Origin of the sequence: Cryobacterium sp. TMT2-42-4 (genome assembly GCF_004402645.1) — a bacterium.
GTDB lineage: Bacteria > Actinomycetota > Actinomycetes > Actinomycetales > Microbacteriaceae > Cryobacterium > Cryobacterium sandaracinum.
In genome coordinates, this window is sequence record NZ_SOFT01000022.1 from 133,362 (window position 1) to 147,903 (window position 14,542).

Here is a 14,542-nt window from a genome sequence, read left to right on the forward strand (position 1 = left end):
CCCGGGCAGTGCAAGGGGTACGTTGTGAAATCACTCAAGAATTCGGCCTTCGTCAAGCCGGCTAAGACCCGGCCGGCCAAGCCCGGCGTCGACGGCCCGATCGACGACACGATCCTGAAGCTCGGGCGGTTCCTGCGCCGAGGCACGGCCTCACCCGACCTGCGATCCGTGTTCCTTGCGGGCGGCCGCGACGCCGACTCGTTCTACCGCGACCGTTGGACCCACGACAAAGAGGTGCGGTCCACCCACGGCGTGAACTGCACCGGCTCCTGCTCCTGGAAGGTGTACGTCAAGGACGGCATCATCACCTGGGAGACCCAGCAGACCGACTACCCCTCCGTCGGCCCCGACTCACCCGAATACGAGCCCCGCGGCTGCCCCCGCGGCGCCGCCTTCAGCTGGTACACCTACTCACCGACCCGGGTCAAGTACCCCTACGTGCGCGGCGTGCTGCTCGACCTGTTCCGTGCGGCGAAGGCCCGCACCGGCGACCCGGTGCTCGCCTGGGCCGAGGTCACCGGCGACCCCGAGAGCGCCCGCGCCTACAAGAGCGCCCGCGGCAAGGGCGGCCTGGTGCGCACCAGCTGGGACGAGGCGTCCGAGATCGTCGCCGCCGCCCACGTGCACACCATCAAGAAGTACGGCCCCGACCGCATCGCCGGCTTCTCGCCGATCCCCGCCATGTCGATCGTCTCGCAGGGGGTGGGCAATCGGTTCATCTCCATGCTCGGCGGCACCATGCTCTCGTTCTACGACTGGTACGCCGACCTGCCCGTGGCGTCCCCGCAGGTGTTCGGCGACCAGACCGACGTGCCGGAATCGGCAGACTGGTGGAACTCCTCCTACCTGATCATGTGGGGCTCCAACGTGCCGGTCACCCGCACGCCCGACGCACACTTCATGGTCGAGGCCCGCTACAAGGGCCAGAAGGTCATCACCGTATCGCCCGACTACGCCGACAACTCCAAGTTCGCCGACGAGTGGCTGGCCGTGCACCCCGGCACCGACGGCGCGCTCGCGCTGGCCATGGGCCACGTCGTGCTCAAGGAATTTTTGGTCGACCGCCGCACGCCCCGCTTCGTCGACTACATGAAGCGTTACAGCGACTCCGCCTACCTGATCAGCCTCACCAGGCGCGGCGACGCGTACGTGCCCGGCAAGTTCGTGACCGCGGATGCCCTGCCCGGCCTCGACCCGACGGTCGCCAGCGCCGCGTTCAAGCCCGTGCTCCTCGACCAGAACGGCCAGGTCGTCGTGCCCAACGGTTCGATCGGGCACCGTTTCTCCGAGACCGACGTCGGCAAGTGGAACCTCGACCTCGAGGGTGTCGACCCGCTGCTGTCCATCGCGGACGCCCCCGACTACGACCAGGCATCCGTCGCCATCGACATGCCCCGGTTCGACGTCGCCCCGGAGACCGACGAGATCGGCGAGCAGCACGCGGGAGGTGCGGGCATCATCCGTCGCGGCGTACCGGTGCGGATGGTGGCCGGCCAACTGGTCACCACCGTGTTCGACCTGCTGCTCGCGCAGTACGGCGTCGGCCGGCCCGGCCTGCCCGGAGTCTGGCCCACCGGCTACGACGACGCCACCTCGCCCGGTACCCCGGCCTGGCAGGAGGGCATCACCTCGGTGCCGATGCAGGCCGCCGAACGCATCGGCCGCGAGTTCGCGCAGAACGCCGAAGACTCCGATGGACGCTCGATGATCCTGATGGGTGCCGGAACCAACCACTGGTTCCATTCCGACACCATCTACCGGGCTTTCCTGGCGCTGACCACCATGACCGGCTGCCAGGGCGTCAACGGCGGCGGCTGGGCTCACTACGTCGGCCAGGAGAAGGTGCGCCCGCTCACCGGCTACGGCCAGTATGCGTTCGGCCTGGACTGGGTGCGCCCGCCCCGCCAGATGATCGGCACGGGCTTCTTCTACCTCGCCACCGACCAGTGGCGCTACGACGGCCTCGCCGCCGACACCCTGTCCAGCCCGCTTGGCGCAGGCACCTTCGCCGGCCGCACCACCGCGGACTGCCTGGTCGAGTCGACCAAGCGCGGTTGGATGCCCGGCTACCCCACCTTCAACCGCAACTCGCTCGACCTCGTCGACGACGCGGTCCGGGCGGGCGTCGACCCGGCCCAGTATGTGGTCGAGTCCCTCGGCGACGGCACCCTCGAGTACGCCATCGAGGACCCGGATGCGCCGGAGAACTTTCCGCGCATCCTCGACGTGTGGCGGGCCAATGTGATCGGATCGTCCGGCAAGGGCAACGAGTACTTCCTGAAGCACCTGCTGGGCACCAAGAACGCCGTGCGTGCCCCCGAATCGCCGCCCGAGAAGCGCCCGAAGTCCATGAAGTGGCACGAGACCGCCCCCGAGGGCAAGCTTGACCTGATGGTCACCAGTGACTTCCGCATGACGAGCACCACCATCTTCAGCGACGTGGTGCTGCCGCCGGCCACCTGGTACGAGAAGAACGACCTCTCGACCACCGACATGCACCCCTTCATCCACTCGTTCAACCCGGCGATCGCCCCGCCATGGCAGGCGAAGACCGACTTCGACATCTTCCACATCCTCGCGGAGAAGATCTCCGAGATGAGCGTGGAGCACCTCGGGGTGCGGAAGGACCTGGTCGCCGTTCCGCTGCTGCACGACACCCCGGATGCGATGAGCGCCCCGCACGGCATCGTCGAATACGACCAGGTGCTGGTGCCCGGCGTGACCATGCCCAAACTGGTCGTGGTCGAACGCGACTACCCGGCCTTCGCCGCCCGGCTCGGCGCCCTCGGCCCGCTTACCGAGAAGCTCGGCATGATGACCAAGGGAGTCAAGTTCAACCCCGACGTCGAGGTGGCCTACCTGGCGAAGAAGAACGGGCTCGTTACGAGCGGCCCCGCCGCCGGACGGCCGCAGCTGAAGACCGCCATCCAGGCCTGCGAAATGGTGCTCGCGCTCTCCGGCACCACCAACGGACGGCTCGGTACGCAAGGCTTCCGCAAGATGGAGGAGCGCACCGGCCAGAAGTTGGCGCACCTGGCCAGCGACAACGAGGGTCGTCGTTTCTCCTACCCGGATGTGCAGGGTGCCCCGGTCCCGGTGCTCACCTCCCCGGAGTGGTCCGGCAGCGAGCACGGCGGGCGACGCTACAGCGCGTTCACGATCAACGTGGAGCACCTCAAGCCCTGGCACACCCTCACCGGGAGGCAACACTTCTACCTCGACCACGACTGGATGATCGAGCTGGGGGAGACCCTGCCGATCTTCCGGCCGCCGCTGGACATGCACCGCCTCTTCGACGACTCCATCGTCGGGTCGACCTCCGCCACCGGCGCGACCGGCTCGAAAGGCCGGGCCGAGGTGGCCGTGCGCTACCTCACCCCGCACTCCAAGTGGTCCATCCACTCCGAGTACCAGGACAACCTGATGATGCTGTCGCTGTCCCGCGGCGGACCCACCATCTGGATGTCACCGCAGGACGCCGACAAGATCGGCGTGCGCGACAACGAGTGGATCGAGTCCTACAACCGCAACGGCGTCGTCGTGGCCCGTGCGGTCGTCTCGCACCGGATGCCCGAGGGCACCGTGTACATGTACCACGCGAAGGACCGCACCATCAACGTGCCGATCGCCGAGACGAGCGGCATGCGCGGCGGCACGAACAACTCGCTCACCCGGATCCTGCTGAAACCGAGTCACCTGATCGGTGGCTACGCCCAGCTGTCCTTCGCTTTCAATTACCTCGGCCCGACCGGGAACCAACGCGACGAGGTCACCGTGATCCGTCGACGCAGCCAGGAGGTTGAGTACTAAATGCGCGTAATGGCTCAGATGTCGATGATCATGAATCTCGACAAGTGCATCGGGTGCCACACCTGTTCGGTCACCTGTAAGCAGGTGTGGACCAACCGCACCGGCGTCGAATACGTCTGGTTCAACAACGTGGAGACCAAGCCCGGCGTCGGCTACCCACGCCGCTACGAAGACCAGGACAAGTGGAAGGGCGGCTGGCAGCGCAACAAACGCGGACGCCTGAAACTGCGCTCCGGTGGCCGCATCAAGCGCCTCGCCACCATCTTCAACAACCCCGACCTCCCGGTGATCGACGACTACTACGAGCCGTGGACCTACGACTACGACATGCTGACCAAGGCTCCGCTGAGCACGGAGAGCCCCGTCGCCCGGCCCAAGTCGCTGCTCACCGGCCAGAACATGGACATCAAGTGGTCCGGCAACTGGGACGACGACCTCGGCGGCTCGCAGGAGACCGCGGCCGACGACCCCATCCTCGCCACCATGAGCGAGCACGTGAAGATGGAGTTCGAGAACACCTTCATGTTCTACCTGCCGCGCATCTGCGAGCACTGCCTCAACCCCGCCTGCGTCGCGGCCTGCCCCTCGGGCGCCATGTACAAGCGCGAGGAGGACGGCATCGTCCTCGTCGACGAAGACGGCTGCCGCGGCTGGCGGATGTGCGTCTCCGCCTGCCCGTACAAGAAGGTCTACTTCAACCACAAGACGGGTAAGGCCGAGAAGTGCACGCTCTGCTACCCGTTGATCGAGCAGGGCAAGCCCACGATCTGCTCGGAGACCTGCGTCGGCCGGCTGCGCTACCTCGGCCTGATGCTCTACGACGCCGACGCGGTCCTCGCGCAGGCCTCGGTCGAGAACGAGCATGACCTGCTGGATGCCCAGCGCGCCTGCTTCCTCGACCCGTTCGACCCTGAGGTCATCGCCGCGGCCAAGGCCGAAGGCATGGAGGACGACTGGATCCTCGCAGCCCAGAACAGCCCGATCTACAAGCTCATCTCCGAGTACAAGGTGGCCCTGCCGCTGCATCCGGAGTACCGCACCATGCCCATGGTCTGGTACATCCCCCCGCTGTCCCCGGTGGTCGACGTCATCTCGACCACCAACAATGACGGTGAGGATGCCCGCACCCTGTTCGCCGCCATCGACAAGCTCCGCATCCCGGTGGAATACCTCGCCGGACTGTTCTCGGCCGGGGACGTCGTTCCCGTCGAGTCCTCGCTGCGCAAGCTCGCCGCCATGCGGTCGTACATGCGCGACATCAACCTCGGCCGTGACCGCGACGAGTCGATCCCGGAAGCGGTCGGCATGACCGGTCCCGAGATCGAGGCCATGTACCGCCTGCTGGCCATCGCCAAATACGAGGACCGCTACGTCATCCCCAAGGCGCACGTCGAGACGGCGCGTGAGCTGGAGGAACTGGCCTGCTCGCTCGACACTGACGGCGGCCCCGGTATGGGCGGCCCCACCGCCGCCACGGCGGCCGGCCCGTACGGGAAGACCCCCGGGATGCCGTTGAACGCGACCGTCGACAACTACAACGAGATGGTCGGCACGGGTGGGGAACGCACGAAGCCCACCACCCCCGGCCGGATCAACCTGCTCAACTGGAGCGGCGGCGGCCTGCCGGAGGGCTTGTTCCCGCCCAAGGCCACCGGGAGTCCCGCATGAGGCTGCCGAAGCTCCCGAACCGCAAGATCACGGCGCTGCCTCTGTCCGCGGAGGACGGCCGGATGGCGCACATGGCGGCATCCATCCTGCTGGATTACCCCAACCAGGAGCGACGGGCCCGCTTCGGTGCTGTCGCCACGTCGGTGACGTTGCTGCCGGATCCGCTCCGCCACGCCTTCGAGGCGTTCCTGACGAAAGCGGATGCGATGACTCAGCAGGAGTTGGAAATCCACTTCACGGCCACTTTCGACCTCAAGCGCAAGTGCTGCCCGTACCTGAGCTACTACGCGGCGGGGGACACCCGACGCCGCGGCATGGCGCTCGTGCGCTTCGTCGAGGCTTACCGCGCCGCGGGCTGGGAGGTCGCCGCCGACGAACTGCCCGACTACCTGCCGATGGTGCTCGAATTCTCCGCGCGGAGCGACTCGCCGATCGCCCAGGAACTGCTCGCCGCGCACCGAGACGGTATCGAGGTGCTCCGCATGGCACTCGAGGCCGTGCCGAGCCCCTACGCTCACATTGTGGAGGCGGTCTCCCTGTCTCTGCCGAAGATCGACGAGGAAACGCGTCAGCGCTACCTCAACCTGGTGAACGAGGGTCCGCCGACCGAGACGGTCGGCATGACCTTCCTGGGCAATCTCAAACCGTTCTCGCCGTCGGGCGCGAACAGCGAGGACGTACGGGTATGAATCCGCTCGACATACTGCTCTGGGTGGCGTTCCCCTACGCCGCCGCCGGGGTCTTCATCGTCGGCCACCTGCTGCGCTACCGGTTCGACCAGTTCGGCTGGACCTCACGGTCGAGCCAGACCTACGAGAACAAGTGGCTCCGCTGGGGCTCGCCCATGTTCCATTACGGCATCCTGATGGTCTTCGGCGGTCACATCGTCGGACTCTTCATCCCCAAGCCGTGGCTCGAGTTTTTCGGCGTCACCGAGGAGATCTACCACTTCGGGGCCACCTGGCTGGGCAGCGTCGCCGCGGTGCTGACCATCGCCGGCCTCGCCATCCTGCTGATCCGTCGCCGCCTGGTCGCCCGGGTCAAGCTGGTCACGACCGTGATGGACAAGGTCATGTACCTGTTCCTCGCCGGCACCATCGCCTTCGGCACGACGGCGACCGTGCTCTACCAGGTGCTCGGCGCCGGCTACGACTACCGTGGGTCGATCTCGCCGTGGATCCGCAGCCTGTACGCCTTTCAGCCGGACCCGGCGCTGATGAGCGACGTGCCGTTCTTCTTCCAACTGCACGTACTCTGCGCCACGATGCTCTTCCTGCTGTGGCCCTTCACCCGACTGGTGCATGTATTCTCGGCTCCGCTCGGCTACTTCGTGCGCCCCTACATCGTCTACCGCTCGCGGGACGGCCACCGCGGTGCGGGCGCCCAGAAGGCCCGCCGTGGCTGGGAGAAGAGCGAACTACCGCGGGACACCCGCGACAAGGTGGGCGGCCGCCGCTAGCCGAGGAGCCCAGGGACGTCGACACCGGTGCGCGACCCGCCGCCGCCCCAGGCAGCCGGGGAAGCGCGTCGCGTAGGGGCAACGGATGATGCAGGCCACCGGCACCTGGGCTGCCCGAAGGGCTCGTCCGCGCGCATCGGCCGCCTGCAGGCGATCGAGGGCGTCTTGATCCCGCCGCACTCGGGCTGGTAAGCGAAGCCTGCGCTGTATGGCGGGGTTTCGCTCCGGTGCCTAGCATTGCCAGTGCGGGCCCACATTCGTGCCTGAGGATGCCCCAGAGGGAGACACATGTTCGATGCGCTGCTCGACACCATCTTCGGTTTACCTGTGCACCCCCTCGTGGTGCACGCCACCGCAGTCGTCGTTCCCACGGCCGCCCTCGTCGTCGTCGTCGCGGCCCTCCGGCCCCGGTTTCGCCGGTGGGCGAAGTTCCTGCCGCTGATCCTCGCATTGGCCGCGCTCGTTCTCGTGCCGCTGGCGCGCGAATCCGGGGAGGCGCTGAGAGAGCGGGTCACCGAGACCGCGTTGGTCGAGACCCACTCCGAGCTGGCCGAAGGGCTGCTGCCCTGGGTTGCCGCCCTGGGTTGACGCCCTGGTCGTGGTCGCCGCCGTTCTGCTCTGGTGGAACTACCGGGAGTTCGGCAGCCGGACATCCGTCGCCCGCGCCCCGAAGTGGGTGACCATCGTACTGGCCGGGGCCGCGCTGGTCGCCGCCACGGGAACCACCGTGCAGGCCGTGCTCATCGGTCACAGCGGGGCGACGGCCGTCTGGTCCGAGGTCGGGGGAGCACCGGCGCCCGCCGGGGGAGAAGACGACGACTGAGCCGGCCTGAACTCAGTCGGTCACGGAGCTGGCGGCGCCCGGGTCGGCGGCAACCTCGCGGGCCCACTCGGCGGAGATTCTGGCTCTCCTGACTCTGCCGGCTCTGCCGACTCTTCCGTGGGTTAGGTCCGTTCGCGCGCGCGTGTGTCTCTGTCTCTGTGTGTGTGTGTGTGTGGCCAACTCAGGACATCCGTTGCCGGCATGCACCGGCCGCCACGGATCAGTGCGGAACCAGTGTGGATGTTCGGCCAAACCGGACGGATCTCCTGAGTTGGCCACAGCCCCCGCCGGATGGGCAGCAGCGCTGGTGCGGATCGGGCATCGAGCACTCGCTCCGCTCCGTTCGGGGCTCGGAACCGCCAGTCCGTCCCGTCATCGCCCACGGCTGGCAAAACCCGGGCGACTAGTCGGCGGTGGCGGCCCGTTCCTCGGCGAGCTCCGCGAGCCGCGCGAGGGCGCGGGGCCAATCCGCAGCGAACAGGGCCGTGAATTCCTCGTCGGTGTCGACGGCCACCACGAGTGTGGTCACCCCGTCGGACTCGCTGAAGGAGTAGTCCTCGTGCGCGCCCGCGAACCGCCGCGCGTGAGCACTCGTGGTGTCGTCGATGCCCCGGGACACTGCACCGTGGATTTCCAGGGAGATGAACTCGTCCGGCCGGTTTTCGACGACCGTGGCCACCAGCCCGTTGTGGGCAGCATCTTCGCCGGGGGCGAGGAAGCGGATCGTGCTGCCCTCCGCCCAGCTTCCGACGTAGTGGGAACCCTCGCGGAACGCCCGGGTCCAGTCCCGGTAGGTGGACTCGTCGAGCATCGTGGTCCAGACGGTGTGCACGGGTGCGTCGACTCGAATCGTGAAGTGCAGCTTGTCCATGCGGGTAGCGTACAGCTAGCTGGGGAAGGGAGCACCCTTGCGGGCGTAGTAGAACCAGGCGAGCCAGGTGCAGAACACGCAGAACACGGCGCAGCCGGCGAAGAACGCGGTCGGGCTGATCATGGTGAGCGAGATACCCACGACGAACGGTCCGAAGGCCGCGATCGCGGAGGTCCAGGCGATGGCTCCGCCGGCCTGACGCTTCGGGAAGATCATCGGCATCTGCTTGAACGTTCCGGCGTTCGCCAGCCCGGCGAAGAAGAAGATGATCAGCATGCCGGTGAGGAAGCCCCAGAACTCGTCCACGCTGGTCGGCGTGAGGAAGAAGGCGGTGAGGGCAGTTCCCGCCACCATGCCGAGGCCGCCGATGAACGTGAAGATCGCGCCGCCCCACCTGTCGCAGAACGGGCCGCTCGCCGCCCGCACCAGGGCGCCGAGGACGGGACCGATGAACGCGAAGGCCAGCGGGTTTGGGGCATCCGGGAAGTCGCCGTAGACGTTGAGGATGATCAGGCCCATCTGGGCGGCCAGGCCGCTGTAGGCGCCGAAGCTCATCAGGTAGATGGCGGTCATGATCCAGGTGTGCTTGACCCCGAAGATGTCCATCTGCTGGCGGAAATTCGCCGTGATCGGCACCCGGCGCAGGTACATCACCGCCAGGACGACGGCAAGCAGAGCCCAGGGGATGAGCACCAGCCCGCCGTTGTGCAGCCAGACGAGGTCGCCGTCGGCACTGCTCTGGGGGGTGAGGGCGGCGGTGCCGAGTAGACCGAATCCGACGACCCAGGGCAGGATCAGCTGCATCAGGCCGATGCCGAAGTTGCCGAGGCCTGCCTGCAGGCCCAGAGCCGTTCCGGCGAGGCGTTTGGGGAAGAAGTAGCTGGTCGACGCCATGAAACCGGAGAAGGTTCCGCCGCCGATGCCGGCCGCGAACGCCAGGGAGAGCAGCACCCAGTACGGCGTGGACGTGTCCCGGGCGGCGAGAGTCCAGCCGAGCATCGGGATCACGAGCAGGGCCGACGACATGGCGACGAGGTTGCGGGTGCCCATCATCGGCGGCAGGAACATGAAGACCAGGCGCAGCAGGCCGCCGGCGAGCCCGGGAAGGGCGACGAGCCAGTACAGCTGGCTGGGTGCAAGGGAGTAGCCGATGTCGTTCAGACGCGGGGCGATCGCGCTGACGAGGTACCAGGTTGCGAAGCTCAGAGTCAGGCTGAAGGTGGTGATCCACAGCGTGCGCCAGGCGAGCCCCGGATCCCAGGTCTCGTCATTCTCCGGGTCCCAGTTGGACAGATCCGGTTTGAGTTTCGAGGCGAACTGTAGGGACGTTTCGACTGACATGGACTTCCTCGGCTGGTTGCTGCCGGGCACCAGGCCCGCGTAGCTTCCACCCTCGCGGTGCAGCGGAAATGCGACAACGCGTGAACGCCGTGAAAAATGATTCGGTCGAACTAAACCGAAATCGGTGGGCGTCAGCCGCCGGCGAAGGGCGGCAGCACGTCGACGGTGTCGCTGCCGGAGAGCGGCACCGTGTCATCCGTCGCCCGCGTGCCGTTCACGAGCAGGGAGCACCGGCCGAGGATGCGTTCGAACTCGTCGCCGTAGAGGCTGGTGAGCTGGGCGCGCAAGTCGCCGATGGTGGCGGCATCGACCGCGGCCGCGTCGGCGGCGGCGGATTCGGCTGCCGCGGCGAAGAAACGGATGGTCGCCATCACCGTGTCGCCTCCGGCTGGTCCGGCGACCAGGTGAGGGCGAGCCGGGTGGCCAGCGCACTGGCGGCCTCGATGGCGGCGGGTGTGCCGCCGTTCCGGGCGGCGGCCAGACCGACCAGGAACGTGCTCAGCGGGGCGGCGGGCCGGGCCACGTTGTGGGCCACGTCGCGGGCCACGTCGAGCAGCGTGCCCACGGGGATGTCGGCCGGATCCAGGCCGAGTGCGGCGGCGAGGGCCACGAGCCACTCGTCGAGAGCCTCAGGGGGAAGCGGGGTAGAGGTGCTCATTGGGTATCACTCCTGATCGGATTGCTCCGCGGTCGGATTGCTCCGCGGTGGGGTGCTGGTCAGCAGTGCGGAACTCCTCTCCACATCCTGCCATGTGTCCACGTCGCTCCCCTCGCCGTTCTGGTCGCGGACGCCCCGCAGCTCGAGCGGGGCCAGCAGTCCGCGCATGCTGGCGCCGTGGGCGTCGGCGCCGAGCCGGTGCGCGGCCGCCCGCAGCGGCGCCAGACGATAGATCCCCGCGAGCCACTGCGCGCGGCCGCCCGCGTCGACCAGGTGCAGGCCGTGAACGGATGCCGGCAGCCCCGGGTCGGACGCCGCCGGCACCAGTAGGCGGGCGGCATCCGCTGCCCACGGCAGGTCGCAGGCCAGCAGGAGCACCCAGTCCGCGGCCCCGGACGCGGCCCCGTGCTCGAGCGCCGCGAGGCCCGCCACGATGCCGGCGACCGGGCCGCCGAACGGGGGATCTTCGAGCGTCCAGGTCAGCTCGGCCGTGTCGTCGGCCGGGACGGCCGCACGGGCCGCCTCCGGCCCGACCACGACGACGTTCCGGGCGAGTCCGCGGGCGTCCAGCACCCGGGAGAGCAGCGTGCGCCCGGCCACCTCGACCGCGGGCTTGACCGCGCCGTCGAGGCGCCGGGCGCGCCCGCCCGCAAGCACGATCAGGTCGACGCTCACGGCTGCTCGGGTCATCGCTACTCGTTCGGGCGGTGCCAGTCGCCGGACTTCCCTCCGGTCTTCGTGATGAGGCGCACGTTCTCGATCCAAACGGACTTGTCGAGGCCTTTGACCATATCGACCACGGCGAGGGCGGCGACCGACACGGCGGTTAGCGCCTCCATCTCGACGCCGGTGCGGTCGGCCGTGCGCACGGTGGCCGTGACGCGCACCCCGGTGTCTTCGATGACGAGGTCGACGGCGGCGCCGTGCACCCCGATCACATGCGCGAGGGGGAGCAGGTCGGCGCACTTCTTGGCACCCTGGATGCCGGCGATGCGGGCCACGGCGAGCACATCGCCCTTGGGGGTGCTGCCGTCGCGAAGGGCCGAGATGACCGTCGGGCCGCAGGCCACGAAGCCGGCGGCGGTGGCGCTGCGCACGGTGGGCTGCTTCTCGGTGACGTCGACCATGCGGGCCTGGCCGGAGGAGTCGAGATGCGTGAAGGGATGTGCGGACAGGTCGCGGATGCTCATGTCAACAGCATGACAGTGACGCGGTCACCCTCGACAATCCGCGTCACGTTTTCCGGCACGATGGCCAGCCCGACGGCCTGAGCAAGCCCGGCGACGAGGTGGGATCCCGACCCGCCCGCGGCGGACCGGCGGACCACGCTGCGGATTCCGAGGCCCTCGACGGTCACTGGCATGTACTGGGCACGGCCGGGCGGGGAGTCCCAGCTCTCCCCGGCGGTCGCCGAGATCGTCGGGCGAAAGATGTCGATGTGCCCGCCGAGGCGGCGCAGGGCCGGCCGCACGAACACCTCGAAGGACACGAAGGCGCTGACCGGGTTGCCGGGGAGGGCGAAGATGAGCGGTCCCTCGACTGCATTGTCGTCGGCCGGCCAGCGGCCGAAACCCTGAGGCTTGCCCGGCTGCATCTTGACCGGCCCGAACCGTACGGTGCCGAGCGGGGCGAGCACGGCCTTGACGACGTCGTAGGCGCCGACGCTCACCCCGCCGGAGAGCACGATGGCGTCGACCGTGCCGGCGAGGCCGGCCAGCAGGCCGCGGAGCGTGTTCTCGTCGTCGGGAACCGCGCCGAGCCGGATCGGCACCCCGCCGGCCGCGGCGACGGCCGACGCGAGGAGATAGGAGTTGGAGTCGGGGATCTGGCCGCGCCGGGTGGGTTCGCCGGGGGTGACGAGCTCGCTCCCGGTGGAGATCACGGCGACGCGCGGAGCCGGGTGCGCCCGGAGTGACGAGGTGCCGGCGCTGGCGGCCGCGGCAACCCGGGTCGGCCAGAGCACCGAGCCGCGGGTGAGCACGGTGTCGCCGGCGTGGGCGTCTTCGCCGGCGCGACGGATGTGCGCTGCCGGCTGCGGCGCCCGAACGACGGTGACCGTGTCGATGCCCTGATCGGTGTCTTCGATCGGAACCACGGCATCCGCCCCGTCCGGAAGCGGCGCCCCCGTCATGATCCGGGCCGCCTGGCCGGTCTCCAGGTGCGGGTTCTGGCTGGTTCCGGCCGCCAGGTCGGCGACCACCGGCAGCGTCACCGGGTGCTCGGCGGAGGCCTGCAGCAGGTCGGCGCGCCGGACGGCGTAGCCGTCCATGGCCGAATTGTCGAAGGGAGGTGTGTCCGTGGCGCTCCGGACATCTTCGGCCAGCATCAGGCCCAGCGCCTCGTCAAGCGAGACCAGCACGGGCGGCAGCGGGGCGACCGCGGCAAGTACGAAGGAGAGCTGGTCGGCGACGCTGCGGGCCGAGAACGGTACGGCGCACGCGTCGACGTCGTGCTCGTGGGTGTGCTCGTGCGTGTTCCCCGTCATGGTCAGTTCCCCGCTGTGGTCATCGAATCGCTGGACACGGCGTCGCCGGCCCACTTGCTGCCCCGGCCGGGAGCGGTGCGTGCGGCGACGGCAACGTCCCAGGCGACGATCCCGCCGGCGAGCAGGGTGAGGCCGGTGAAGCCGGCCGCGTCCAGGGCCATCGCGGCGCGTTCGGCCCGCGGCCCCAGGTGGCAGTGCAGCACCAGCGGCACGTCCCGCGGCAGGGTGGCCATCCCGGCCTCGGTGAGCAGGTCGCCGAGAGGCAGCAGGACGGCATCCGGGATGGCGCTCTCGGCGTGCTCGTCGGGCTCGCGCACGTCGACCAGCACGAACGGGTCGGTTCCCTCGGCGCGGGCAGTGAGCCGGGCCACGAGCTCCACCGGGGTGAGCGTCGGCCAGGCCTCAGCGGCGGCGGTCTGCGCGGAGCCGCGGGCGGTGGCGAGGGTCGCTGCCGGGTTCGGGTCGGCGGCGGCGATGCCGGTGCCGATCAGGGGCACCTCGGTGAAACGGCCCGAGAGCGCGTCGATCACGAGCACGCGCCCGATCAGCGGAGTGCCGATACCGGCGATCAGCTTGATCGCCTCGGTGGCCATCAGCGAGCCCACCTGGCCGCAAAGCGCACCGAGCACGCCGGCTTCGGCGCAGTTGGGCACCTCACCCTCTGCGGGCGGGGTCGGGAACAGGTCGCGCAGGTGCACCCCGCTGAGGCCGCTCTCGGCCGGTGGGGTTGCCCAGAACACCGACAGCTGGGCGTCGAAACGGAGAACGGATGCCCAGACCAGTGGCAGGCCCAGGGCCGCGCAGATGTCGTTGACCAGGAAACGGGTGGGGAAGTTGTCGGTGCCGTCGATGACCACGTCGTAACCGCCGATGATCGCGGCGGCGTTGCCGGCGTCGAGCCGTTCGGCGTGCTGCACGACCACGGCCTCCGGCGCGATCTGGGCGATCGATTCGGCGGCGCTGACCACCTTGGAGCGTCCGACATCCGCCTGGCCGTGCACGATCTGGCGTTGCAGGTTGCTGGGTTCGACGTCGTCGCCGTCGACGATGCCGATCGTTCCCACGCCGGCCGCGGCCAGGTAGATGAGCGCGGGGGACCCCAGCCCGCCGGCGCCGAGCACGAGCACCCGGGCGTTGGCGAGGCGGCGCTGGCCGAGCTCGTTGAGCTGGGGCAGACGGCGTTGGCGGGCGGTGCGAACGGATTCGGCGCCGCTCAGGCGGGCGATCGGCTCGACGAGAGGGGGAATGGCCATGCTTCCACGGTAAGCGTTGGCAGCGCCCGGTGGGTACCCAAAACAGTCATCTGAGCACACCCCTTGAATTTCAGGCCGCAATGGAGTCCTCTAGAGGAGAAACAGGCATCAACGAGAAATTTCGATGTAGTCTCGCGCGGCCCGACGGGTCTCGCTGTGAGGGAAGCAAACAGG

General features: G+C 68.8%; 14 protein-coding genes. 6 read left to right on the forward strand and 8 right to left on the reverse strand.

Annotation, left to right across the window (positions count from 1 at the left end):
• Nucleotides 1-99 precede the first annotated feature (99 nt).
• The 6 genes from E3O18_RS07160 (at nucleotide 100) to E3O18_RS07185 (ending at nucleotide 7,760) form a co-directional block, all read left to right on the forward strand.
• The gene (locus tag E3O18_RS07160) at nucleotides 100-3,810 is read left to right on the forward strand and encodes a nitrate reductase subunit alpha (RefSeq protein WP_241973396.1); all 3,711 of its coding nucleotides are present in this window, start codon (nucleotides 100-102) and stop codon (nucleotides 3,808-3,810) included.
• Nucleotides 3,811-5,478, forward strand: coding sequence for a nitrate reductase subunit beta (gene narH, locus E3O18_RS07165; protein WP_134394484.1), 1,668 nt, complete (start codon nucleotides 3,811-3,813; stop codon nucleotides 5,476-5,478).
• Nucleotides 5,475-6,167 carry a nitrate reductase molybdenum cofactor assembly chaperone gene (gene narJ / locus E3O18_RS07170; RefSeq protein ID WP_134394483.1) on the forward strand — a complete coding sequence of 231 codons (693 nt, stop codon included), beginning with the start codon at nucleotides 5,475-5,477 and terminating at the stop codon, nucleotides 6,165-6,167. The genes narH and narJ overlap by 4 nt, the downstream gene beginning before the upstream one ends.
• Complete coding sequence (gene narI / locus E3O18_RS07175) at nucleotides 6,164-6,937, forward strand: respiratory nitrate reductase subunit gamma (protein WP_134394482.1); 774 nt, start codon at nucleotides 6,164-6,166, stop codon at nucleotides 6,935-6,937. Before narJ ends, narI begins: the two co-directional genes overlap by 4 nt.
• Nucleotides 6,938-7,225: 288 nt before the next feature.
• Entirely contained in the window at nucleotides 7,226-7,525 is a 300-nt protein-coding gene (locus tag E3O18_RS07180; protein ID WP_134394481.1) for a DUF2231 domain-containing protein, read from the forward strand.
• Complete coding sequence (locus E3O18_RS07185; RefSeq protein ID WP_134394480.1) at nucleotides 7,509-7,760, forward strand: hypothetical protein; 252 nt, start codon at nucleotides 7,509-7,511, stop codon at nucleotides 7,758-7,760. Before E3O18_RS07180 ends, E3O18_RS07185 begins: the two co-directional genes overlap by 17 nt.
• A 403-nt stretch (nucleotides 7,761-8,163) precedes the next feature.
• On the opposite strand, the gene E3O18_RS07190 is transcribed toward E3O18_RS07185, so the two are convergent.
• The 8 genes from E3O18_RS07190 to E3O18_RS07225 form a co-directional block, all read right to left on the reverse strand.
• The gene (locus E3O18_RS07190) at nucleotides 8,164-8,631 is read right to left on the reverse strand and encodes an SRPBCC domain-containing protein (RefSeq protein ID WP_134394479.1); all 468 of its coding nucleotides are present in this window, start codon (nucleotides 8,629-8,631) and stop codon (nucleotides 8,164-8,166) included.
• Nucleotides 8,632-8,646: 15 nt separating this feature from the next.
• Nucleotides 8,647-9,972 carry an MFS transporter gene (locus tag E3O18_RS07195; RefSeq protein WP_134394478.1) on the reverse strand — a complete coding sequence of 442 codons (1,326 nt, stop codon included), beginning with the start codon at nucleotides 9,970-9,972 and terminating at the stop codon, nucleotides 8,647-8,649.
• Nucleotides 9,973-10,103: 131 nt separating this feature from the next.
• Nucleotides 10,104-10,343: a MoaD/ThiS family protein gene (locus E3O18_RS07200; protein WP_104170174.1), complete on the reverse strand. Its 240-nt coding sequence runs from the start codon at nucleotides 10,341-10,343 to the stop codon at nucleotides 10,104-10,106.
• Entirely contained in the window at nucleotides 10,343-10,630 is a 288-nt protein-coding gene (locus E3O18_RS07205) for a DUF6457 domain-containing protein (protein WP_134394477.1), read from the reverse strand. Before E3O18_RS07205 ends, E3O18_RS07200 begins: the two co-directional genes overlap by 1 nt.
• Nucleotides 10,631-10,636: 6 nt before the next feature.
• Nucleotides 10,637-11,320: an NTP transferase domain-containing protein gene (locus E3O18_RS07210; RefSeq protein ID WP_241976664.1), complete on the reverse strand. Its 684-nt coding sequence runs from the start codon at nucleotides 11,318-11,320 to the stop codon at nucleotides 10,637-10,639.
• Between the two features lie 2 nt (nucleotides 11,321-11,322).
• On the reverse strand, nucleotides 11,323-11,820 hold the full coding sequence (moaC, locus tag E3O18_RS07215) for a cyclic pyranopterin monophosphate synthase MoaC (protein ID WP_134394476.1): 498 nt from the start codon (nucleotides 11,818-11,820) through the stop codon (nucleotides 11,323-11,325).
• Nucleotides 11,817-13,115, reverse strand: a complete 1,299-nt coding sequence (gene glp, locus E3O18_RS07220) for a gephyrin-like molybdotransferase Glp (protein WP_134394475.1) — start codon at nucleotides 13,113-13,115, stop codon at nucleotides 11,817-11,819. Before glp ends, moaC begins: the two co-directional genes overlap by 4 nt.
• 2 nt (nucleotides 13,116-13,117) lie before the next feature.
• Nucleotides 13,118-14,368 (reverse strand): ThiF family adenylyltransferase, encoded by a 1,251-nt coding sequence (locus E3O18_RS07225; RefSeq protein ID WP_134394474.1) that lies wholly within the window; start codon nucleotides 14,366-14,368, stop codon nucleotides 13,118-13,120.
• Nucleotides 14,369-14,542 lie beyond the last annotated feature (174 nt).

Coding starts and splice junctions, on each gene's coding strand:
- narJ (WP_134394483.1), top strand. CDS start 5,475: ATGAGGCTGCCGAAGCTCCCGAACCGCAAGATCACGGCGCTGCCTCTG.
- E3O18_RS07210 (WP_241976664.1), bottom strand. CDS start 11,320: ATGACCCGAGCAGCCGTGAGCGTCGACCTGATCGTGCTTGCGGGCGGG.
- E3O18_RS07225 (WP_134394474.1), bottom strand. CDS start 14,368: ATGGCCATTCCCCCTCTCGTCGAGCCGATCGCCCGCCTGAGCGGCGCC.
- E3O18_RS07190 (WP_134394479.1), bottom strand. CDS start 8,631: ATGGACAAGCTGCACTTCACGATTCGAGTCGACGCACCCGTGCACACC.
- E3O18_RS07180 (WP_134394481.1), top strand. CDS start 7,226: ATGTTCGATGCGCTGCTCGACACCATCTTCGGTTTACCTGTGCACCCC.
- E3O18_RS07195 (WP_134394478.1), bottom strand. CDS start 9,972: ATGTCAGTCGAAACGTCCCTACAGTTCGCCTCGAAACTCAAACCGGAT.
- moaC (WP_134394476.1), bottom strand. CDS start 11,820: ATGAGCATCCGCGACCTGTCCGCACATCCCTTCACGCATCTCGACTCC.
- narI (WP_134394482.1), top strand. CDS start 6,164: ATGAATCCGCTCGACATACTGCTCTGGGTGGCGTTCCCCTACGCCGCC.
- narH (WP_134394484.1), top strand. CDS start 3,811: ATGCGCGTAATGGCTCAGATGTCGATGATCATGAATCTCGACAAGTGC.
- E3O18_RS07200 (WP_104170174.1), bottom strand. CDS start 10,343: ATGGCGACCATCCGTTTCTTCGCCGCGGCAGCCGAATCCGCCGCCGCC.
- E3O18_RS07205 (WP_134394477.1), bottom strand. CDS start 10,630: ATGAGCACCTCTACCCCGCTTCCCCCTGAGGCTCTCGACGAGTGGCTC.
- glp (WP_134394475.1), bottom strand. CDS start 13,115: ATGACGGGGAACACGCACGAGCACACCCACGAGCACGACGTCGACGCG.